Here is a 22093-nt window from a genome sequence, read left to right on the forward strand (position 1 = left end):
CCCTGGGGGCCGCGCGGGAGTCACCCCTCGCCGCGGGCGAAGAGCGCCACGTGGCTGCGGCCGGAGCGCGGGTCCGTGTCGCACAGGACGACCCGGCGGTACGTCTCCGACCACTCCTGCCAGTGGTCGGCCAGCGCCAGCCAGAGGCTGGTGCAGTAGCTGCCCGGGGCCACCCGGTGCACGACGGAGCGCTCCGGGAGGTCCTCGGTGACCCAGGGGCCGAGCACGAGGAGCGTGCCGTCGTCCCCGAGGTCCGATCCCAGGGCGCCCTCGCCGAGGGCGTCCGCCGCCGAACCGGCCGAGTACGCCCGGACGAACCGCAGACCGGCGTCGGCGTCGGCCTCACCGGAAGCGCCGAGGACCAGCGCCGCCGCCGAATCGATCAACTCCGCGGCCAGGGGGAAGGGCGTCGGCAGGGTCGTCTGCTCGAGAACCGCGAGCACGACCTCCGCGGCCCGCCCCGCGCGGTGGTACGCCGAGGCGATCCGCAGCGCGGTGAAGGGCGCGGCAAGACCCTGCTGGGCGATCGCGAAGTTGGCCGCCCCGCCGCCGAGGCGATCGGTCAGGTGCGGCGCGACGGCGGTGAACGGCACCACGTCCGGCAGGGCGTGGGTGACGATCAGCAGCTCCGGCCGGCTCCGGCCGACGCCCTCGTCGGCGACGAGCAGGTCCGCGAGGTCCCGGTGGTGGACGTGCGCACCGCGGTTCAGGAGCTCCTCGTCCGGCTTCTCCCCGAAGGGGGTGAGCAGGTCGCGGTAGTAGTCGAGCGCGGCCGGGCGGTCGCCCGGTGCCCGGCCCTGCGGCGAGCGCACCGCCGCGGCGGCCCGGACGGCGAGTCCGCTCATGACGTCCCCTCTGCTTCGCGGAGTGCGGCCTCGACGTAGTCGGCGAAGGACCGCATGGTCCGCAGGTGGTCGATGTCGAGCTCGTCCGGGTCGACCGCGATCCCGGTCGCCTCCTCGACGGTCATCAGGAGACCCAGTACCGCGATGGATTCGAGCTGGAGCTCGTCGAAGAGCGCGGTCTCCTCGGTGAGCCCGCTGATCGGCCGCTCCAGGACCTCGCTGAGCGCCTTCTCGATGACGAGCAGGATTTCCTGACGGTTCATCACTTCTCGCCCCCCGCCCGGTGGGTGATCACCATCGCGCCGAAGGTGGCGCCCAGGCCGACGGAGACCAGCAGGTAGTGCGCGCCGTCGACGAGGCGGCCGGCGTCCCGCAGGGTGGTGTAGTTGACGAAGACGTCCGAGGCGAAAGTGTGGCTGTAGCGGGGGACGTTCTCCAGGAACACCTTCTCCGGAGCCACCTCCAGCTCCTTGATGGTCTGCCGCCACGCCAGCTTGTTGACGTTGTGCGGGATCACCAGGTCGACGTCGTCGAGGGTCAGTCCCGCCTCCGTCAGGGCCTGGTGGATGACCTCGGAGATCCGCTTGCCGTACTGCTCGCCGAACTCGGTGTTCTGCTCGGCGGTCAGCTCCAGCCACTGCGCGTACTCGCCCAGCGTCCGGGTGGCGAAGGAGCGGACGACATCGCCGTCGCCGTCCAGGGTGATCAGGCAGGAGGCGGCGGCGTCGGCCATGATCGAGGTGTTCGGGACGAGCTGGACCATCGGCGAGTACGCCTGCTCGCCGGTGACCATCAGGGCGTACCCGCCCTCGGCGCCCTCGGCGCGCAGCAGTTCGCCGAGCACCTCGATGGCCCCCAGGCTGCTGACGCAGGCCTGGTGGCTGAGGCCGAAGGCCTCGGTGCCGGCGAGGCCGAGGTCGTCGCTGACCTCCTGGGCGATGTCCACGTCGGCGGGGGCCACCGCCTGGGTGACGTGGGCGTAGGCCAGGTAGTCCACCCGGCCGCCCTCCGGCAGGGCGGCCAGGGCGCCCCGCGCGGCGGGCCGGAGCAGGTCGAGCAGCGGGAGCTCGGGGTCGAAGCGGAGCGTGTCCAGGCCGTAGAACTTGCGGAACACCCCGAGCTCGGCCCGGCGCAGACCGAGCCGCTCGCCCAGCTCCTCGATCCGTACGCTGCGCTCGGGCAGGTACGACTCGATCCGCTCCAGGGTGATCCGGCGGTCCCCTGTCGAGGGAGCCGAGGCCGGACGGTCCGTGACCGGGTGGTCCGTGGTCGGGAGGCCCATCAGGCCGTCGCTATCTCGGCGCGGATCAGCCACAGGCGGTTGGCGCCGCGGCGGTCCCTCGGCTGGACGTCGTACGGCCAGCGGCCCTCGCCGGCGCCGGGCTGGCCGGGCTCGCGCAGGTCGGTGGTCTTCCAGCCGTTCGCCGTGAGGAACTCCTCCGGCTCGTCGCTGCCGAAGATCCACGGCGTGCCGTCGGCGGCGAGCGTGTCCAGCCAGCGCTTCGAGAAGGGGCTGCGCAGCAGGGCGCGGCCGAGGATGTCGAAGGCCAGGTGGCTGCCGGGCGCCGAGGCGGAGGCGAGCAGCTGGAGCAGTCCGGCGGCCTGCTCCTCGGTGAGGAAGAACGTCAGCGCCTCGGCGACCCACAGGGTCGGGCGGGTGCGGTCGAAGCCGGCGGCCTCCAGGTCGGGCAGCCACTCCTTCGTGAGGTCGGCGGAGACCTCGCGCCGGTCGGTCCGCGGCTCGGCCCCGAGGGCGTCGAGCCGGCGGCGCTTCTCGGCGATGAGGAGGGCGTGGTCGACCTCGTAGAGCTCGGTGCCCTCGGGCCAGTCGAGCCGGAACGCCCGGGTGTCCATGCCCGCCGCGATCAGCACGACCTGCTGGATCCCGCCCTCGGCGAGGACGTCGCGGATGGCGTCGTCCAGGAACCGGGTCCGGATGGAGATGAACGGCAGCAGACCGCCGCCGGCGTAGCGCTCGATCAGCTCGAAGCCCCTGGGCGCGGCCAGGTCCTTGGCGAGCGGGTCGACGAACAGCGCGTCCTCCCGCTCGGACTCCTGAGCGCGGGCCGCGGCCATCCACTGTGCGGTGTACGAGACAGCATCCATGGTGAAGATCCCTCCTCGGGATCAGGCGAAGAACGCCTTCTCGATGGTCGCGAGGGTCTGGAAGTCCTCGATGTCGATGTTGTCGAAGTCGATCTCGACGCCCGCGGCGTCCTCGATGGTGTAGACGAGCTCGACGAAGGCGAGCGAGTCGACGAGCCGGCTCTCGATGAGGTCGACGTCGGCGGCGAGCTCGGTGCGCTCGGGGTGACGGCCGAGGATCCAGTCCCGGACCTTGTCGATACCTGCGGAACTCATGGCATTCCCTTCGGGGTCGCTGACTGCTGAGAGAGGGGGTGATCGGAAGAAAGGGGGTGATCGGAAGCGCGCCGCTGGTCGACCGACGTCGAGGACGCCGCGACCGCGATGGCGAAGCCGGCGTCGTGGCTGATGCTCACGTCGATCGGCCCGAGCCCGGCGTCCCGCGCCAACTCCGCGGCCCTGCCGGAGAGTCGGATCCCGGGCCGGCCGCCGGGGCCGCGCAGGACCTCGATCCCCTGCCAGGGAACGGGCCGCCCGACGGCGCCGAGGAGCTTGAAGACGGCCTCCTTGGCGGCCAGCCTTCCGGCGATCCTGGCCTGGTCGGGTGCGCCGTCCGGGGTCCGGGAGACGGTCAGCTCCTCGGCGGAGAGGTACCGCCTGAGCAGCGGCCCGATGCCGGGGTCGAGGAGCTCGCGGACCCGCGAGAACGGCACGAGGTCGACGCCGATCAGGGGCTGGGTCACGACGGGTCGGCTGCGGCGGCGCGTACGGCGGCCAGCGCGGCGTCGAGGTCTTCCTCGAAGTGCTCGGTCAGGACGGCGATCCAGCGTTCGAGGCCGAAGGCCACGCAGGAGGTGTAGGCGTGCTCGCCGGACTCCAGCCGGATGTCGCACCGCTCGCCGAAGAAGTTGCGGTGGGTGTTGACGGAGGCGATCGCCAGGTCGCCGTACTGGAACTCGTACTTGACCGGGCTGAGCTTCTGCATGAGGGCGCGGCCGTTGTCGTTCCGGAAGAACGGGTCCCCGGCCGGCACCTTGCCCAGGTCGACGCCGAGCGCGCCGGCGAAGGCCTGGATCCGCTCGGTGAAGCGGGCGATGACCTGCTGGGTGTGGTCGAAGGTGCCGAGGGCGACGATCTCGCGCATCTGGAAGGTGGCGAGGCGGCGCAGCCCGCCGTAGTGGTCCTCGTTGCGGAAGCAGCGGTTGACGAGGGTCACCAGGGTGTCGTCGGCGACCCGGTCGCCCTCGTGGAAGAGGTACGCGCCGTAGCAGGTGGCGTGCGGCAGCCCGTACCGCGCCTCGGTCACGGCACCGGGGCCGAACTTCCCTTCCACCGGCTTGTGCTGATCGTCGTTCAGATCGAGCGAACCGGCCACCCAGGCGAGCTGGGGGAAGTTGGTGTAGACGTCGAACTTCTCCAGGTCGGTCACCGGGAAGAGCGGCGGCGCGCTGATCTCCTCGGCGCCCGCCGCGACGCCCCAGCCGGCGAAGATCCCGTCGAGCTCCTTGACGAGCCGAGTGGCCTGCGGCCCGAGGATGGCGACTGCGGGCGCCCCGTCGCTCCCGGTCAGGCGGTTCATCGGATGAGTCCCGTCTTCTCGAGGTACTTGGCGGTCTTGCGGAAGGTGCGCAGCTCGGCCTCGGCGCGGGCCGGCGACTCCATCAGGGACCGGCGCAGCTCGTGCGGGTTCTCCAGGCCGGCGTCGCGGTAGACCTGCGGGTGGTAGAGGGAGTCGAAGCTGTGCTTCAGGTAGCGGCGCAGGTAGGTGGAGATCTCGTCCAGCTCCTGCTCGGTGGCCGTCTCCTTGAGGTCCTGGTGGAGCAGGGAGACCAGCTCGCGGCCGAAGGCGATGTGCCGGGACTCGTCCTGGTGGTGGATCCGGTTGATGCCGCGGATCGTCTCGTGCAGGCGCTCGTCCTCGGCCATCGCGGAGTTGAAGTGGTCGACCAGCTCCTCGAAGATCAGGATGCGGGTGAAGACCAGCAGGCTCTGGATCTTGGCGGAGGAACCGGCCACCTCGGCACCGCCGGCCGGCTGCTTGTAGATCTTCCCGCCGTAGCGGAGGCAGAATTCGGCAAAGAACCACATGTGCTCGTTCTCCTCACCGATGAAATGGTGGAAGAACTCCGAAGGCGTTTCAAAACCGGCGGTGTGAATCCGGGCGACCACTTCGATGAGCAGTTCCCGGATGCCGTGCACATTGAGGCTGTAGAAATTGATGCTCTCGTGCTTGGAAAGCGTGTGGAGCTGCTGCGGAGTGAGCTTCTCGGCCCATTCCGTCCCGTACGTGGTGGTGAGCTCGGGGCTCATCCACCACATGTCCTCGGGCAGTCGGTCCGGCCACTCGAACAGCCGGTACGGGTTGTAGTAGTCATCGATCGACTTCGTGGCGAGCCGGTCCAGGATTCCCCGGAACCGGTCGTTTCGGTCGATCACTTCGCTGACCATCGCGCGATGTCTCCGTTCGCTTCGAGGGTTCTTTGCTGAATCCAGAATGGGATTCGGACGGGCGTTCCCTCAAGGACCGAAACCGGCTGCCGAATTCGGTCAGCGGGCGGGCCGGTCGGGCCGAACGGGCCGGTCGGGCCGGGCGGCCAGTTCCGCGCGCAGGGCGGCGTTCTCCTGTTCCAGGCGCGCGAGACGCTCGCGGACCGGGGCCAGGGCCTCGGAGACCTCGCGCTGGCTGAAGCGCGGGGTGATGTGGTTGGGGCAGTTCCAGGCGAAGGCCTCGACCCTGATGGTGACGACCTGTTCGACGGTGCCGTCGGTACGGGGCGCGTCCAGGCGCTCGACGAGCGCGGGGTCCTCGCCGGCCTGTACGGCGGTGGCGCGGCCGTACAGCTTGAGGCGGGTCTGCCGGGCGTGGTCGATGAAGAAGAGCGCGACCCGGTCGTTGCCGCGGACGTTGCCGGTGGTGATGTACTGCCGGTTGCCCCGGACGTCCAGATAGCCCAGGGTGTGCTCGTCCAGGACGTGCACGAAGCCCGGTGGACCGCCCCGGAACTGGATGTACGGCCAGCCGGTCTCGCCGACGCTGGCGAACAGGAAGCCGTCGAGGCTCCGGATGAAGTCGACCTCGGAGCCGGTGAGCGGCTCGGCCTCCCCGACCGGCTCCCGCAGGCGGCGGTCGGTCGCCGAGGCGCTGCCCATCTGCTCCTGGACCCTGCGCACCGACGAGGTGTACGCGAGACGGTCGTAGCGGCTCATGCGGCACCCCTCAGGGCCAGGTCGACCAGTCCGGTACGGGCGGCCAGCACACCGGCCTGGAAGCGGCTGGAGGCCGACAGGTCCTGCATGATCGTGGCCACATGGCGGCGGAGGGTCCGCTCGGACATGCCGACCCGGCGCGCGATCACCTCGTCCTTGGCCCCCGAGGCCAGCAGGTCGAGCAGGGTGGCCTTGAGGTCGCCCATCGTCCCGGCGTAACCGGGCGCTCCGGAGTCGAAGTCGAAGGCGGACTCCCAGACCCGGGCGTGCAGTCCGGCCAGGAAGGCCGCGACCGCGGCGTCGTAGACGACGGCGATCGCGTCGCCCTCGCCGGCGGGGATGAAGGCCGTCTTCCGGTCGAAGACCAGGAAGCGGTCGCGCACCTCGTTGGTCGTGCGCACCTGCCCGCCCGAGGGCAGGAGTTCGCCGAGGTGCGCGCGGGTGTCGGAGTCGCCGCGGGCGGTGTGGGGGTACAGGATCCGGCCCTGCGCCCCGCGCCGTACCGCTTCGAGGACCAGCGGACGGGCCAGCCGGAACTCGGGGGTCTCGCGGGCCACGCAAGGCTGCATCACGAGGACCTCGGTGGTGCAGCCCTGGGCCGCCTCCAGGAGACGCAGCTCGATCTCCTCCCGGTCGTCGGTGATCACCACCGTCTCGGCCCGGGTCCTGGCCTGCTTCTCGAACGCGGCCACGAAGGAGTTCAACTGCCCCTTGAATCCTTCGAGTCGGTTGCGGCTGTCGAGGATCTCCCGCTCCAGCGGGACCAGCAGCTCCATCTGGGCGGCCTCGGGACTGACCGCGACCAGCCGGTCGGCGGCGCCCTCCGCCGGCTTGACCAGACGTAAGTCACGCAGCACGCAGACCGCCTGCTCGACGCGCTGGCGCGGGACGCCCAGCTCTTCGGCGATCCCTGACGGGCTGAAGTCGGCACGTCCGATGGTGTGTTCGTAGAACGCGACCACGAACTCGTTCACCTCGGCGGTGCGCCGAGCTTCCTGACGTGAGGTCTGTGCCGGGGATTCCATCGTCACCTTTCTGATCGCACGGATGGCGCGGGCTCTGGGCATGACCGAAAGGAGAGGGTCCCGGAACGGGAACGGCCTTCCGGTGCGGCCACCGTACGGTTCCGGCCTGGGCGGGCTCCTACAGCCGGGCCAGAGGTCCGGCAGCCTCGGGAAGCCCCCGGAAGCGCGCACGCACCGGTGCTGACCTACGGTTCTTCCGGTCACCGGGAAGCGACCCCGGAGTAACCGGCAGAACCGGGGCAACTGCCGGAGGAGTAGTCCTGCCGCCGGGGGCGGCAGAAGGACGGGGTCGGGCCGGGCGACAGGACGGAACGAGTCAGTCCGGGACTGGCCGGGACTGGCCGGGACTCTCCTGGAGGGGCCTGATCCGGTCCGAGCCGACGGGCCCGACCCGGCCTGAACGGACCCGCCCCGGCCTGAACCGACGGCCCCGACCCGGCGATCAGCCGACCCGGACCCCGTCGGTCCCCACTACCGCTCCCGCACCCGCCCCATGCCCCCCGCACGGGGTGAGTTCGCGGCCCCGGGAGAGGGGGTCGCAGGCGGGTCGCGCGGCGCCGTCCTCCTGGTGTGCGGCGCCGATGCGGCGCAGGGCCAGGGCCTGCCCCTCGGGCCAGTGGGCCTGGCGCGCGAGCTCCAGCGCGCTGCCGAAGAGTTCCATGGCCTGCGCGGTGTTCCCCAGGACCCAGTGGCATTCGGCGCGCCGCAGCTGGGCGGCGGCCTGGGCCCGCAGCTCACCGTCGGCGACGGCGGCGAACAGGCTGGCGGTGGCGACCTTGAGGCAGTCGCCCGTGTACATCCCCGCCGAGAGGTAGTCGTGCAGGCTCTCCGCGAGCCGCCAGGCGAGGGCGGTGAAGCCGACGCCGGACGCCTGGAGGACGGCGCCGGCCAGGTTCTCCCGCTCGCTGTCCAGCCACGCCGCGGCCTGCCCCCGGTCGGCGAAGACCAGCGGGCCCGAGGGCTCCGCACCACCGGTGCCCGACTCGACCGGGTAGAGCAGCCGGGCCGCCGCGTCGGTGTGGTGGAGGTACCAGTCGAAGAGCCGCTGCCGGGCGGCGTGGGCCTCGTCCCTGCTGACGAGCTCGCGGCCGTACGAGCGCAGCAGGTCGTGCAGCCCGAAGCGGCCGGCGGCCCGTTCCCGTACGAGATGGGCGTTGGTGAGGGTCACGAGCAGTCGGGCCGATTCGGCGGCGGACGAGTCCGCGAGGGCCGCGGCGCCGTCGACGGTGACGTCCGGGCCGGGTATGAGGCTGAGGAGCCGGAACATCCGCTGGGCCGCGGCGGGGAGTTCGCGGTACGAGAGGTCGAAGGCGGCCCGCACGGTCGAGCGGCGGTCCCCTTCGATGCGGAGCCGGCTGAGCATGTCGTCACCGGCTAACTCGGCGCAGTAGTCGGCGATTCCGGCGTCGCGGGCGAGCAGGTTGGCGCCGGCGATCCGGATGGCGAGCGGCAGGCCGCCGCAGACCCGTACGAGCCTGCGGGCCGCTTCCTCCTCGGCCGCGACGCGGCTCTCGCCGATGGTGCTGCCGAGGAGCTGCCGGGCCTCGTCCGGGTCGAGGACGTCGAGGACGAGCTGGCGGGCGCCGTCGCTCGCGACGAGGCCGGCGAGCCGGCTGCGGCTGGTGATCACCACGGCGCAGCCCTGGGCGCCGGGGATGAGGGGCCTGACCTGTTCGGCGTCGCGGGCGTTGTCGAGCACGATCAGCATCTGCTTGTCGGCGAGCAGCGTGCGGTACAGCGCGGCGGCCTCGTCCTCGTCGACGGGGAGCTGGTCGGGCGGGGCGCCGAGCGCGCGGAGGAACTGGGCCAGGACGTCGCCGGGGCGGAGGGTCGGGAGCGGGGAGTGGCCGCGCAGGTCGACGAACAGCTGGCCGTCCTCGAAGTGTTCGCGCCGTGCGTGGGCCCAGTGCTTGGCGAGGGCCGTCTTGCCGACGCCGGGGGCGCCGACGACGGCCACCATGTGCGAGCGCCGGGCGGGGTCGGGCGAGACGAGGGCGTCCAGCTCCCGCATCTGCCGTCTCCGGCCGACGTACGAGCCCGCTCTGGCGGGCAGTTGGGCGGGGAGCGGTCCGGTGGGCGCCGGGCGCTCGGCCGGTGCGGGGTGGTCGGGGCGCTGTGCGAGGGGGAGTTGCTGGCGCAGCACGCGGAGCTGGGCGTCGCGGACCTCGGCGCTGGGCGCGATGCCCAGCTCGTCGTCGAGCCGGTCGCGGAGGCGGTTGAACACGTTGAGGGCGGCGGCCTGTTCGCCGCAGCTGGCGAGGGTGAGGATGAGCCGGGCGTGCAGGCCTTCGTGGAGCGGTTCGGCGTTGACCATGTCCCACAGGAGCGGGACGGTCTCCTCGGGGCGGCCGAGGAGGAGCGCCGTGTCGGCGTGCAGCAGCACGGCCGCGACGCGCCGCTCGTTGGCCACGACGGCGGCGGGGTGCTGGCGCAGCACGGGGTCGGCGTCGGCGAGCACGGGACCGCGCCACCACTGGAGAGCCCGGGTCAGCGACTCGTACGCGGCGGCCGGGTCGGGCGCGCGGAGCAGGCGCTTCGCCTCGCCGAGCAGCTCGTCGAAGTGGCCGAGGTCGATCTGGTTCCGGGAGGCCTTCAGGAGGTAGCCGGTGGGCGTGCGGACGACGGTGGGCGGCGGGACGGTGCGGAGCCCGCCCTGCTCGAGGAGCCGGCGGACCTGGCTGACGTAGGTGTGGATGAGGCTCTGGTGGGAGCTGGGCGGCCCGGACGGCCAGAGGGTGTCGGTGATCTCCTGCTGGGTGGAGGGTTCGGGGTGCTTGAGCGCGAGGAGTCCGAGGAGGCGGCGCAGCATGGGGCTGGTGACGGGGACGGGGGTCTGGCCGCGCTGGAGGGAGAGCGGGCCGAGGATCAGCAGGCGCGGCCGGCCGGCGTCGCGCGGCGGCCCGGTGCGGGCGGCGGTCACCAGGTCCGTCAGCTCCCCGCCGGTCAGCCCGAGCGCGTCGGCCAGGCGCTGGAGGGTGCGCGACTGGGGCCGTTGGACCCGGCCGCGCTCGATGTCGCGCAGGGCTCTGGTACTGATCCCGGCCCGCGCCGCGGCCACCTCCTGGCTCAGCCCGGCCCGTCTGCGAAACGCCTGCAGCCGTGCGCCGAACGGACCGGCCTCGCCTGCCGGACCTCCCCGGGGAAGCCCCGTGGCCGCCGTCCTCTCTGACATGGCATCCCCCTCATCCGATGACCGCGACCTGTCGATCATGACCGGGGCGGCGTTGCGGGCGTGCGTGGCCGACTCTGCAGAGGCTTCGTCAATCGATCAGTTTGGACTAGACCAATGAGCCAAGCAAGGGGCCCTGACACCGGCCCGGGGGTCACAGCCGCACCCGGGCATGAAAAAACCCCAGGTCACGGCGAGTGAGTCCTGGGGTAATTCCGAGCCGCCTTCGGGATTCGAACCCGAGACCTACGCATTACGAGGCCCCACAAGATCATCCCAGCTGGTGCCGGGCGATGCCGCCGAATCCAGTCTCCCAAGGTCAGCGAAGGTCCGGCTCGGCCCCGCGTGACGCCCAGTCCAACCCATGCCGTCCCGTCCGCTCACGCACCGCTCACGCACCGCTCACGCACCGCCCACGCACGAGATCAACCTCCGAGGGTGGAGATACACGGGGTGACCGGCACGCCAATCCACTGATCACTGTTCACAGCGCTCGGCCACCGCGCGCTCCGAGCTCCACGCCGCAAACGCAAAACGATATCACAATAGCTCACCGACTGATATCATTTGGCCTGTCTGAGCACTCAAGGAGGCCCGCATGGCCAGGACAGTCATCGACCTCAACGAAACCATGGTTGCCGAGGCCATGCGCATCTTCGGCACCAAGACGAAGGCCCAGGCCGTGCGACTCGCCATGGAGGACGCCGTTAAGCGTCATCTGCGGCAAGAGGGCTTCGATGCCATGGACGCCGGCGAGCTCGACTTCAGCGAGATCATCGAAACCACGGGTCCCCGCAACGCCGATGGAACTCTCAAGCGCGATGGCGGCCGGGCTGCCTGATGCAGGACCGCTACCTGATCGACAAGTCCGCTCTCGCCCGCTGGACGAAACCCGGCGTCAGGCATGTACTCAAACCGCTTCACGAGCGCTGTCTGCTTGCCGTCTGCCAGCCCACTGAATACGAGATGATCCACTCGGCCCGGGATAGCGCAGAGGCAACACGCATCAGCACTTGGCTCCGCGCCTTCGACTACGTGCACAGCACCAGCGACACCTTCGCCCGCGCGTTGGAGGTCCAGCAACACGCGCTCAACGCGGGCTTCCACCGCGCTCTGTCGCTCCCCGACCTCCTCATCGCCGCCACTGCGGAGCTGAACCGACTGACGGTCCTCCATTACGACGGCGACTTCGACATGATTGCCTCGCTCACCGGCCAACCCACTGAATGGGTCGTCCCACCGGGCACGCCGGCCGATGAGTGTCAACCCAGGAGCCCGTTGCAGGCCGCCCCGTAAACCAGCCAGCCCACGCGCGCCCAGCCGAATCAACCACCCGCAGGGGGAGCCAGCAGTGCCGAACATCTTCGATAACATCACCGCCGACACCCGTCTCGGGCGGGCGCTGCGCGAATCCCTCAGAGACTTCGACACGGTCGACATCGCCACGGGGTACCTTGACTTGCGCGGCTGGGACAGTTTCGCCGACATCCTCAGCTCTAAGGACCGGCCGACTCTGGGCACTCGGCCGACGGCACGCGTGCTCGTCGGGATGGTGGCACCATCAGACTCCGAGCAGCTGTTGGACCTGCTGCAGGACCAAGTTCAGCCACCCGAGTACGGGGCCGACATCCACGACCGGGAACGGGCACTGGCCCGACGCGACCAGCTCGTCAAGCACCTGCGTACCCAGCTGATGCGCGGCCTAGCCACTCCCGCGGGCCAGGCAACACTGCAGACGCTCAAGCGCCAGCTGCGCGACGGGATCGTCGCGATGAAGATCTTCACGGAAAGGCCCCTCCACGGGAAGACGTACATCTTCCACGACCCCGCGAAGAAACACGGATCACGGTGGGCCTACGTCGGATCCTCCAACCTCACCGGCGCCGGCCTGCACCGCAACCTCGAGCTGAACATCGACGTGCAGGACTCCGACGCAACCGAAAAACTCGCGACCTGGTTCGACCAGCGGTGGGACGACCGATTCTCCTTGAGCATTACCGAGGAGATCATCGACCTGATCAGTGACTCCTGGGCAGACGAAGAACAGCCCAGTCCCTTCGAGGTGTACCTCAAGGTGTGCCACTCCCTGGCTCAAGATGCCCGCGATGGGATGGGGTACGTCCTGCCAAAGTCGATGAGCACCCTGTTGCTGGATTATCAGGAGAGCGCCGTCCGCACTCTCGCCCGGCGCATCGTGCGACGCGGGGGCACCATGCTCGGCGACGTCGTCGGCCTCGGCAAGACCCTGACCGCAGTCGCGACCGCGCTGATGTTGCAGGCCGCCGAGGACTACTCCACCCTCGTGCTGTGCCCGAAGAACCTCGTGCCGATGTGGAACGAGCATCTCGAGGCCTACGACATCAACGGCCGGGTTGTGCCCTACTCGATGGTCGACAAGGTCCTGCCCGAGCTGAAGCGCTTCAACCTCGTCATCTGCGACGAGTCGCACAACCTGCGCAACAACGGCACCGTCGCCTACGAAGCTATCCACCAATACATCCGCGCTAACGCATCCAAGGTGCTCCTGCTCACCGCTACGCCCTACAACCTCGCCTTTACCGACGTAGCCAACCAGATCGGCCTCTACATCGACGAGGACGACGATCTAGGTATCGTCCCGACCGCGGCGATACTGGCCGATCCCAGTCTGGTTGCCAAAGTCGATGGCAAGATCAACACGCTCACTGCGTTCCGCCGCTCCGAAGAGGCTGAGGACTGGAAGCGACTGATGAGCGACCACCTTGTACGCCGCACCCGGTCTTTCATCAAGCGCACGGCAAAAAGGGAACTGATCACCGGCCCGGACGGTGTACAGACGGAGCGGGAGTACCTGCAGTTCGCCAGTGGTAAGAAGTTCCACTTCCCAACCAGAATCGCTACCCCGCTGAGTCACACCTTCAGCGCCGACGACCCCGCCGCACTCATGGAAGACGACACCACCCTCGACGCGATCCGCGACCTAGTCCTGCCTCGGTACCGATTGGCGGACTACGACAACCCCAAGGCAAAGCACACTGAGGTCGACACGAAGAACCTCGACGACATCCGCTCCGGCCGGGGCAATGTCAGCGGCTTCGTGCGAATCGGACTGTTCAAGCGGCTCTCCTCGTCCGGGCACTCGTTCGTCCTGTCTCTGCAGCGCCAACGGGCCCGCAACGAGCTGTTCGTCCACGCTATCAACAATGGGCTGCCCATCCCTCTAGGGTCCTTCAGCGACAGGCAGATCAGCATCGTCGACGAGGACATCGAGGGTGACGGCGACCTCCACGGCAGTATTGCCACCCGCTACCAGGCACTGGTCGACTCCCTGCCAGCCAAGACCAAGTGGGTCAACAGCCCCGTCTTCAAATCTAAGCTGCGCACCGACCTGCTCAGGGACAACCAGACCATCACGGGCCTGCTCGACCGGTTCGGTTACTGGGACTCGACCCGCGACTCCAAAATCAACACCCTGGTCGACCTGCTCCGCAACCAGCACCCTGGTGAGAAGGTGCTCATCTTCAGCGAATACGTCGACACCGCCGACTACGTCGCCAATGCCCTGACCGAGGCCGGCATCGAGCACGTCGGCCTCGCCTCCGGCGACACGGACAACCCAGCCACGATCGCGCGGCGGTTCGCGCCGGAGTCCAACAAGCTCCCCGGGCAGGAACACTCCGACGCAGATGCGCTCGCCGCCGGCCCCATCGATGTGCTCGTCGCCACCGACATACTCTCCGAAGGCCAGAACCTGCAGGACGCCCACATTGTCGTCAACTACGACCTGCCGTGGGCCATTATCCGGGTCATCCAACGCGCCGGGCGTGTAGACCGCGTCGGGCAGAAGTCCGACACCGTGCACGTCTACCTGATCACCCACGAGAAAATCGAGCAGCAGATCCAACTTCGGCAACGCATCAAGGCACGCCTCGGCGCCTCCGCCGAAGCCTTCGGCTCTGATGAGCAGTTCTTCGGTGGCGAGCAAGAGGTCAGAATCCTCGATGACTTCTACAACGGCCGGATCACCGACGACACTGACGACACCGAGGGCGAGGCCGACGCCGTCAGCGAAGCGTGGCTCGTCTGGTCCAACGCGCAGGACAAGTACCCCGCAACCGCTGCCAAGGTCCTGGCCATGCAGGACATGGTCCACAGCACCCGCGAGCAGTACCTTCACGAGAACCAGGGCAGCGTCACCTGCTACGTGGCTACAGCTTCCGGCGTCGATGCCTTCGCCACTGCCACCGCTACCGCCACTGGTGTTACCGAGAAGCTGCTGACCCCGCTTGAGGCACTACGCATTTTCCGCTCCACCCCGGACACCCCCACCGCGCCCCTACGCGGTGATCACTTCGACCGGGAGAAGGCGCTCGTCCAAGGTCCACTCAAAACTGAGACCATCACGGCTGGCAACCTCAAAGGCGTGCGTAAATGGGCCTGGCAACGCCTTGGGGGAACCATCTTCGGCGAGAAGGCCGCCGACGCACTGGGTGCACTGCACGAGCGACCCCTGACCGAGCACGCGACCATGCGCCTGACCCAAGCTCGCCGCAACAGATACAGCCTCGACGACCTCGCCGACCTGATCGCGCAGCTGCACGCCGAGGACCGGCTCGTCATCAAATCCACTGACACAGACACCATCAAGATCGTCTGCTCGCTTGGAGTGCAGGAAGCATGACCGACCCCCTGATCGCCCGCGCTGAGCAGCACGACTACCAGAAGCTGTTCATCGAGGACCTCAACTGGTCCCGGCCGGACAACGCCCCAGTGATCTACAGCAAAGACGGACACACACTGACCGCCACCAACGTCTCCTCGTACAAGGGACTACGCGTCTGGGTGGTCGACCAGAAACCAGGCTCAAAACTCGAAGCTGCTCTCGATCAGCTCATCTCCAAGACCTCCACCGACCGCCTCGTCATCTTCCACGATGCCACCGAGCAGGTCTGGCGCTGGCCCGTCCGACGCGCCACCGGCAACACCACCGCGACGCGGCTCAGCCGCCATCGCCACCGCACGGGCGACCCCGATCCTCGGTTCTCCGCAAAGCTCGATGCCATCCGTCTCCCGTTCGATGTATCGCTCGACCCGAACGCCGTACTGGCCAAGGTCCGTTCCGCATTCGACGTCGAGACCGAGAACGAAACCCGACACGCCTCCAAGCTCATGGCCCGGCTGTACACCTCAATGGAGCACGCGTACCCAGACGACTACGACCGCAGGGAGCGGGACCACCAGATCTCCGTCACCCTCGCCCGGATCCTCTTCCTGATGTTCGGCGACGACACAGACATGTGGCGCCAGGACCTCTTCCGGGACTTCATCCACGAACACACCAGCTCGGACGGGTCCGATATTGGCGCGCGTCTGACCGCCCTGTTTGAGTACCTCGACACGCCTCCAGCCAAGAGAACCGGGGCCACGAAGGAGCTGGGCGGGTTCCGGTATGTCAACGGTGGCATCTTCCGTGAACGAGTCGCTCTGCCGATCCTCAACGCCGAGTTCCGCAATGTCATCCTCGAAGCCTGTGACCGGGACTGGGCCGCTATCAGCCCTGCCATCTTCGGGTCAATGTTCCAGTCCGTGCGCGACTCCCAAACCCGCCGCGAGCTCGGCGAGCACTACACGTCTGAAGCGAACATCCTCAAGACCCTAAACCCTCTCTTCCTCGACGAGCTCCGTGCCGAGCTCGAGCACATCAAAACCCTCGGCAAGTACGAGGCCGACCGGCTCCGTAAGCTACGCGACAAGCTCGGCCAGATCCGCTACCTAGACCCTGCCTGTGGCTGTGGCAACTTCATCATCGTCGCCTACCGGGAGCTACGCGACCTCGAACTCGCCATCATGGAAAGGCTCCAAGAAATCACTGGCGACGGGGCGATGCTCCTCGCGAACGTCGGCCTGAAGGTCACCCTTGACCACTTCTACGGCATTGAGATCGACGAATGGCCCGCCCGCATTGCGGAGACTGCCATGTTCCTTATCGACCGTCAGTGCGATCTCAAGCTCACTGTCAGCCTCGGCTGGGCCCCCGACCGCCTCCCAATCCAAGAGCAGGCCACCATCGTCAGCGGCGTCAGCGCCCTGAGCATGGACTGGGCCACCGTCTGTCCACCGACTGCCGATGTCGTCGTCGCGGGCAACCCCCCCTTCCTCGGTGACCACACGCGAACGAGGGAACAACTGGCTGAGCTGCAAGCCGTATGGGGAGGAGACAAGGTCCTCAGCCGGATGGACTACGTCACCGGTTGGCACGCCCAAGCAGTGCGCTACTTCGCGAAGCACGACGGCCTCTGGGCATTCGTCACCACCAACTCAATTACCCAGGGCGATCAAGTACATAGACTCTTTTCGGAAATCTTCGCCGCTGGCTGGAATATCAAGTTCGCCCACCGCACCTTCGCGTGGACCTCAGAAGCGGCAGGAGCCGCAGCGGTGCACTGCGTCATCATAGGCTTTTCACGACGGCTGACTTCCAAGCCCCGACTGTTCGACTACGCCTGGCTTAAGGCTGCCCCGGAAGAAATCTCTGTCTCTAATATCAACGCCTATCTTGTCGACGGCCCGAACGTTCTAGTGGCCAAAAGGAGCCGTCCCCTTTCTCTCACACTTCCCGAGGTAGAGTACGGATCCAAGCCAACGGATGGCGGCAATCTCGTCGTGACACCAAGCGAATATGAGCTGGTTACTGCCGACCCGATCGCTCGCCAATTCCTGCGCCCCTACGTGGGATCCAAGGAGCTCATCAACGGAAAGCAGCGATGGTGCCTCTGGCTCGTAGATGCGACGCCAACTGACCTCAGTAGCAGTTCCGAACTGCGACGGCGGGTTACCGCCGTACGAGAAATGCGTCTTTCGAGCACCGCTGCCTCTACACGGAGCTATCCGCACCATCATCTGTTCCGGCAGCGAGGCATCACACCCGATACGTCATTCGTGGGGATTCCTGAGGTCTCCAGCGAGAACCGCCAGTACCTACCTGTCGGATACCTTGCTCCCGGAACGATCATCAGCAATAAGGTCTACGGCGCGGTTGACCCAACTGGTCTCGTCTTCGCGATCGCCTCTTCCGCGATGTTCATCACCTGGATGAAGACCGTTGGAGGACGAATGAAGTCCGACCCATCGTTCTCGAGCACGATCACGTGGAACAACTTCCCACTGCCGGCACTCGACGCGAGCACGCGGGACTCAATCGCTACGGCAGGATCAGCCATCCTCGCAACCCGAGCGCTCAAGGCGGATCGATCCCTTGAGGAGCACTACAAGCCCGGAGCCATGCAACCCGAATTGCTCCAAGCGCATCTACAACTCGACGCAATCGTCGATCGAGCCTTCGGTATCCGCGAACGCACGCCGAGCCTCTTGCGCCGGCAGGAAGCTCTGTTCGCCAGGTACGAGGAACTAACTGCACCACTCTTCGCGAGCGCACCGAGAAGGAAGCGATGAAGTTTACGGAGCATGTGCCGCACGTGACACGCGCGGACATGTCGATCTAACTGGGCATCTCAGCGAGGGAGGCATGGGTCTTGGCGACGAGGGTGTCGCCCATGCCTTCCTCTCGGCCCCGGATGGCAGCTGCTTGACCGGAGGGGCGTAAGCAAAGGTGTGGCCAGGTGCCTACTTCCGGCAACTGCCTGTGTTCCAGGTAGGCGGTCAGGCCGTTCGTTCGGGCCTGGATGCCAACAGCGATTCGGCGTGCGCGGGACGCGTTTCCGCTGATCAGGGTCTTACGACCTTGATCAGGGGGACGGCTGGTCCACCCTGGTGCCGCCCAGTCCGCTCACACACCATGTGATGACGCAGCTGCCCGCTTCGGCAGGGACATCTGGCAGCGGACTGCCAACCCTGGGCGTTCTACTGCCGCTCTTCCTCCCCGCCAAATTGCTGGATGTCGCTTAGCAGGTGGAGGGCATGCGCGGTCAGCGAGAGGGCGTGAGACCGCGTCAGGGCGATCTTGCGGTGGGCGTGCGGGTTACGGACGAACTTGAAGAACGTCCGCAGCCGGAGCCGGTAGATCTTCAGCATCGTGTTATAGGCGAAGACTTCGTCATGCAGGTGGCTGATGAACTCCCCGACGAGCTTCTGGCCGTAACCGTCGTCGTTGCCCACCACCTCTCGCAGCGCCGACTCAACAGCAATCCCAACTTCGCGGACCGCATGGTCATAGAGCTCGTTGTCCAAGAGCTTACGCAGGTCTGGCAGGGACTCGGGAAGCTCGACCTGCTCCGCGAGCTGTTGGGTGACGACTTCCCAACCCGCAGCGGTGATAGTCAGAGGAGACTCTTTGCCGTCCTCCTCGAAGGCGGGGTACGTGTAGGGATCGCCATCCCAGAAATCCTCCTCTACCGGAGGCTCGGGAAGCCTCGGAAGCGAGACTTCCCGGGTGTTACCTTGGGCGTCCTTGGTGAAGTACTTGACTCCTGGCTTCCACCCCATCTCGATGCGCCGGCGGAGCTCCCACTCACGTTCGCTGATCGGGGTGACGCCGCTGATGAGGCCCTCCTCCCGCAGACGAAGCAGATCTTCATGCCAGATCGCCAGCTGGAACGCGTCGCGCGACCACGGATCCTTGGGAGGGCGTGGCTTCTTCGGGTCGTAGTTGTACGCACTGAACAGGACGCAGCGATCAATGTCAGACATGGGCTCGAAGCGGGTGCCCTCCGGGAACTGCGCCAAGTCGAACAGACCGTGCAGCCCACCCGGCGAGCATGGGTATGCAGGCCAGTCCGCATGAATCCCCAGAATGAAGCCACCGTCACCATCTCCGTAGCCCCATCCAAACCATCCGGGGTGGTCAGAGGGGTCACGGGACTTCTCAGCATCCGATTCACCTTCGCTCATGAGATGAGCATCTCATCGGCTGCGGACCCCGTTGCAGCGAACCTTCGGTTTGGCGTGGGCAGACCTCCCGTAGATGCCCCACGCGCCGCCGCTACAGGTCCAGCCTCACCACCAGCGTCTTGTCCACCCGCCTGCCCCGACGTGAGGGCAGAGCAAGCGCTGCTCGATCCACAGAGCGTAGTCATTCGCCATCAGGATTGCGCTGCCCCTGTACGAATGAGTTCCCGGCGATGCTTACGCGAGGCACGCCCCGGGCAGGGAGCGCGGCATGGATGATCTGATCGAAGAGTGGGCGACGAGGCTGGCAGCAGCTGAACTCAGCACCGCGCTCCCACGTCGGTGGGCGCATACACAGGGAGTGGCGGAACGTGCGGCTGAGATCGGGCAGGTCCTCGGCAAGAACGCCGGACTGCTAGTCGCTGCCGCCACACTGCATGACGTCGGGTACGCGCCGCGCCTGGCCGCGACCGGGTTCCATCCACTGGACGGAGCCCGGTTCCTCCGCGACGAGCACGGGGCCGACGAGCGCCTGGTGCGGCTAGTGGCCAACCACTCCTTCGCGCTTCTGGAGGCCGAGGAGCGAGGGCTGCGGGAGGAGCTCGCGAGCGAGTTCCCCTTGCTGGCAGAGCCGCTGCTGGTGGATGCGCTCGTGTACTGCGACATGACGACCACGCCCGACGGCGGCCGGACCACCGCCGAGGAGCGTGTCGCGGAGATCCTGGGCCGCTACGGTGACGACAGCGTCGTCGGGCGGTTCATCCGTCGGGCGGCGCCGGAGATCTTCGCCGCAGTGGGGCGGGTGGAGGCGGCGCTGGCGACTCAGCCCAGGTAGGGGTAGGTGCCGGCGATGTAGTCGCCGATCTGCTGGCGCATGCTGGCGTGGATGTCGTACTGGTCGAGGTCGGCCGGCTGTACGAAGCGGACGCCGTCGGCCTCGTCGTTGATCGTGGGCTCGCCACCGACGGGACGGCCGATGTACGTGTTCTCGTACTGCTGGCGGATCTCACCGTCGGTGTACGCCACGATGTGCCGGGGGTTGGTGTAGACGCCGAGGAATCCGGTGATCTCGGCGACGATCCCCGTCTCCTCCAGGCATTCGCGTACCGCGCACTCGGCCGCCGTCTCGCCGATGTCCTGGGCCCCGCCCGGCAGCGCCCACTGGCCGGTGTCACGGCGGCGCTGGAGCAGGATCGCGCCGCTGTCGTCGACGACCAACAGGTTGCTGGCTGGGATGAGGGTGTTGGCCTTGGGAGCGTCGGGGTCGTTGTAGTACTCAGTCCTGCCCATGTACGGCGGTCCCCTCGTGATCGGGCGTCCAGGGCCGTGCGCCGGCCCAGACGGCGTCGAAGCTCTGAGCGTAGTTGTCGAACCAGCCCGCAGCATCCACTCGCCGCAGGTGGAACAGGGGGTTGGCGCTCGCCGGCTGGCCCCAGACGTGCGGGTTGACCAACAGGTCGTCGTCGTACCGGAAGAGGGAGTTGTAGAGCGTGGTGTCGTGGAGCCGCACCTCGCATCCGGTTTCGGACAGCAGCGGGCGGTAGTAGGTGAGGGAGGCGCGGATCTTGGCGGCGAGGGTGTCGCCGATGCCCTCCTCGCGGCCCCGGGTGGCGGCTGCGTTGCCGCTCGGGTCGCCGAAGCAGAGACGTACGCGCACCCCGGTGGCCACGCGCTCGGCGAGCATCTTGGCGACGTGCGGGTTGGTCTGGGCGAAGAAGGTGCCGGAGAGGATCAGGACATCGATCTGCCGCTGCGCGCCCTGGAGGAGGGCAAGCCATGTGTCGCGGGGAACGCTGGCCCGATTCTGGTAGGTGCCGATGATCTCGCCGCTGCCTAAGCCGGTGCCAGGCCGACCGCTGCGCGACAGCGGTACGGGCCAGAGGAAGGTCTCCTCGACACGCAGGTGCTGGGCCACGCTGAAGCGGTGCCGTGGGTGGGGCACACGTCCGCCGAGCCACCGGCCGACGGTCTTGGGGTCCACTTCGCAGGCTTCGGCGAGCGATTCGGGAGACACACCGCGCTGGGCGAGTACGGAGTGAAGTCGCTCGTTCACGGACGCCATACAAGCCGAGTCGCGAGGGGGAGGGCAAGGACGTCATGGGACGTTTCCGCCGTACGGGGTGACATCGAGCCAGTGCTTACGCTGACGGCATGCAGCTCAGCGTCCTGTGGGACATCGACCACACGCTCATCGACAACGCGGGTGTGAGCAAGGAGATTTACTCCGCCGCGTTCGCCGCGCTGGCCGGCTTCACGCCGACCGAGCCCGCACGCACGGAGGGGCGTACGGACCGCCTGATCATGCGGGATCTGTTTGTACGGCACGACGTTCCCGAGCCGGAATGGGGCCGGATCCAGGACGCCCTGGCCCATGCCGGACAGGAGCGGTTCGCGGAGCTGCGGGTACGCGGTACGGCCCTGCCGGGTGCATGCGACGCGCTCAAGTGCGTTGCGGAGAGGGAAGGGTGGGTGTCCTCAGTGCTCACGGGAAACATCGCGGCGAACGCCGAGGTCAAGCTCGCCGCCTTCGGCCTCGACTCTCTGCTCGACCTCTCCGTCGGCGCCTACGGGGCCGACGGGGTCCAGCGTCCCGATCTCGTGGCGGTGGCACGAGAACGAATCCGCCGCGCCTATGGAGCGGAACAGGATGTCCCCGTCGTGCTCGTGGGGGACACGCCGCGGGACGTCGAAGCCGCCCTCTCCACGGGCTCTCACGTCGTCGCCGTCGCCTCGGGCATTCACCGTCAGGAGGAACTGGCCGCAGCCGGCGCGGTCGTCGTGCTGCCTGACCTTTCGGACACCGCAAGGCTGATGAGCCACTTGGAGGGCATCGCCGCGCGCTGAAAACGTCCCAGGACGTCCTCGGACCGTCCCCCTACGCGGTGACGCCGTCCACACCCACTCGGCCACGATCGGGTCCTCCCCGCCAGTCAACTGAC

Annotated in this window: 20 protein-coding genes; 6 read left to right on the forward strand and 14 right to left on the reverse strand. The window is 67.8% G+C overall.

Going from position 1 to position 22093, the window contains the following annotated elements; genetic code table 11:
- Positions 1 to 20 precede the first annotated feature (20 nt).
- The 11 genes from ASC82_RS25980 to ASC82_RS26030 all read right to left on the reverse strand — a co-directional run bounded on the left by ASC82_RS25980 (position 21) and on the right by ASC82_RS26030 (position 10334).
- Positions 21 to 845 (reverse strand): hypothetical protein, encoded by an 825-nt coding sequence (locus ASC82_RS25980; RefSeq protein WP_056652837.1) that lies wholly within the window; start codon positions 843 to 845, stop codon positions 21 to 23.
- Entirely contained in the window at positions 842 to 1108 is a 267-nt protein-coding gene (locus ASC82_RS25985) for an acyl carrier protein (protein WP_024755834.1), read from the reverse strand. The genes ASC82_RS25980 and ASC82_RS25985 overlap by 4 nt, the downstream gene beginning before the upstream one ends.
- Positions 1108 to 2127: a 3-oxoacyl-[acyl-carrier-protein] synthase III C-terminal domain-containing protein gene (locus tag ASC82_RS25990; protein WP_079039484.1), complete on the reverse strand. Its 1020-nt coding sequence runs from the start codon at positions 2125 to 2127 to the stop codon at positions 1108 to 1110. Before ASC82_RS25990 ends, ASC82_RS25985 begins: the two co-directional genes overlap by 1 nt.
- Positions 2127 to 2951 (reverse strand): SAM-dependent methyltransferase, encoded by an 825-nt coding sequence (locus tag ASC82_RS25995; RefSeq protein ID WP_056652840.1) that lies wholly within the window; start codon positions 2949 to 2951, stop codon positions 2127 to 2129. The genes ASC82_RS25990 and ASC82_RS25995 overlap by 1 nt, the downstream gene beginning before the upstream one ends.
- A gap of 21 nt (positions 2952 to 2972) precedes the next feature.
- Entirely contained in the window at positions 2973 to 3206 is a 234-nt protein-coding gene (locus ASC82_RS26000; protein ID WP_024755837.1) for a phosphopantetheine-binding protein, read from the reverse strand.
- A complete protein-coding gene (locus ASC82_RS26005; protein ID WP_079039485.1) occupies positions 3203 to 3673 on the reverse strand; it encodes a holo-ACP synthase in 471 nt (156 codons plus the stop codon). The genes ASC82_RS26000 and ASC82_RS26005 overlap by 4 nt, the downstream gene beginning before the upstream one ends.
- Entirely contained in the window at positions 3670 to 4509 is an 840-nt protein-coding gene (locus tag ASC82_RS26010; protein WP_056652843.1) for a hypothetical protein, read from the reverse strand. Before ASC82_RS26010 ends, ASC82_RS26005 begins: the two co-directional genes overlap by 4 nt.
- Entirely contained in the window at positions 4506 to 5378 is an 873-nt protein-coding gene (locus ASC82_RS26015) for a diiron oxygenase (RefSeq protein ID WP_024755840.1), read from the reverse strand. Before ASC82_RS26015 ends, ASC82_RS26010 begins: the two co-directional genes overlap by 4 nt.
- Before the next feature lie 99 nt (positions 5379 to 5477).
- Positions 5478 to 6137: a pyridoxamine 5'-phosphate oxidase family protein gene (locus tag ASC82_RS26020; protein WP_056652844.1), complete on the reverse strand. Its 660-nt coding sequence runs from the start codon at positions 6135 to 6137 to the stop codon at positions 5478 to 5480.
- Positions 6134 to 7162, reverse strand: coding sequence for a LuxR C-terminal-related transcriptional regulator (locus ASC82_RS26025; protein ID WP_056652847.1), 1029 nt, complete (start codon positions 7160 to 7162; stop codon positions 6134 to 6136). Before ASC82_RS26025 ends, ASC82_RS26020 begins: the two co-directional genes overlap by 4 nt.
- 442 nt (positions 7163 to 7604) lie before the next feature.
- Complete coding sequence (locus ASC82_RS26030; protein ID WP_079039486.1) at positions 7605 to 10334, reverse strand: BTAD domain-containing putative transcriptional regulator; 2730 nt, start codon at positions 10332 to 10334, stop codon at positions 7605 to 7607.
- Between the two features lie 595 nt (positions 10335 to 10929).
- On the opposite strand from ASC82_RS26030, the gene ASC82_RS26035 reads away from it, so the two are divergent.
- Genes ASC82_RS26035 through ASC82_RS26050 form a run of 4 tightly spaced genes read left to right on the forward strand, consistent with a single transcriptional unit; the run spans position 10930 to position 17762 of the window.
- Positions 10930 to 11172, forward strand: coding sequence for a type II toxin-antitoxin system VapB family antitoxin (locus ASC82_RS26035; protein WP_024755845.1), 243 nt, complete (start codon positions 10930 to 10932; stop codon positions 11170 to 11172).
- On the forward strand, positions 11172 to 11627 hold the full coding sequence (locus ASC82_RS26040) for a PIN domain nuclease (protein WP_024755846.1): 456 nt from the start codon (positions 11172 to 11174) through the stop codon (positions 11625 to 11627). The genes ASC82_RS26035 and ASC82_RS26040 overlap by 1 nt, the downstream gene beginning before the upstream one ends.
- A gap of 55 nt (positions 11628 to 11682) precedes the next feature.
- A complete protein-coding gene (locus tag ASC82_RS26045) occupies positions 11683 to 14991 on the forward strand; it encodes a helicase-related protein (RefSeq protein WP_024755847.1) in 3309 nt (1102 codons plus the stop codon).
- The gene (locus tag ASC82_RS26050) at positions 14988 to 17762 is read left to right on the forward strand and encodes a DNA methyltransferase (RefSeq protein ID WP_024755848.1); all 2775 of its coding nucleotides are present in this window, start codon (positions 14988 to 14990) and stop codon (positions 17760 to 17762) included. The genes ASC82_RS26045 and ASC82_RS26050 overlap by 4 nt, the downstream gene beginning before the upstream one ends.
- A 408-nt stretch (positions 17763 to 18170) precedes the next feature.
- Here ASC82_RS26050 and ASC82_RS26055 read toward each other — a convergent pair whose 3' ends face one another.
- Positions 18171 to 19157 carry a TIGR02391 family protein gene (locus ASC82_RS26055; protein WP_106962260.1) on the reverse strand — a complete coding sequence of 329 codons (987 nt, stop codon included), beginning with the start codon at positions 19155 to 19157 and terminating at the stop codon, positions 18171 to 18173.
- A gap of 268 nt (positions 19158 to 19425) precedes the next feature.
- On the opposite strand from ASC82_RS26055, the gene ASC82_RS26060 reads away from it, so the two are divergent.
- Positions 19426 to 19989 (forward strand): HD domain-containing protein, encoded by a 564-nt coding sequence (locus ASC82_RS26060; protein WP_024755850.1) that lies wholly within the window; start codon positions 19426 to 19428, stop codon positions 19987 to 19989.
- On the opposite strand, the gene ASC82_RS26065 is transcribed toward ASC82_RS26060, so the two are convergent.
- Complete coding sequence (locus ASC82_RS26065; protein WP_024755851.1) at positions 19977 to 20444, reverse strand: NUDIX domain-containing protein; 468 nt, start codon at positions 20442 to 20444, stop codon at positions 19977 to 19979. The genes ASC82_RS26060 and ASC82_RS26065 overlap by 13 nt on opposite strands.
- Positions 20431 to 21207 carry a helix-turn-helix domain-containing protein gene (locus tag ASC82_RS26070; protein ID WP_199862611.1) on the reverse strand — a complete coding sequence of 259 codons (777 nt, stop codon included), beginning with the start codon at positions 21205 to 21207 and terminating at the stop codon, positions 20431 to 20433. Before ASC82_RS26070 ends, ASC82_RS26065 begins: the two co-directional genes overlap by 14 nt.
- A gap of 98 nt (positions 21208 to 21305) precedes the next feature.
- On the opposite strand from ASC82_RS26070, the gene ASC82_RS26075 reads away from it, so the two are divergent.
- On the forward strand, positions 21306 to 21998 hold the full coding sequence (locus ASC82_RS26075; RefSeq protein ID WP_024755853.1) for a haloacid dehalogenase-like hydrolase: 693 nt from the start codon (positions 21306 to 21308) through the stop codon (positions 21996 to 21998).
- The last annotated feature ends 95 nt before the right edge of the window (positions 21999 to 22093 follow it).

The organism is Streptomyces sp. Root431 (assembly GCF_001426585.1).
In the GTDB taxonomy this organism is placed as follows: Bacteria; Actinomycetota; Actinomycetes; order Streptomycetales; family Streptomycetaceae; genus Streptomyces; species Streptomyces stackebrandtii.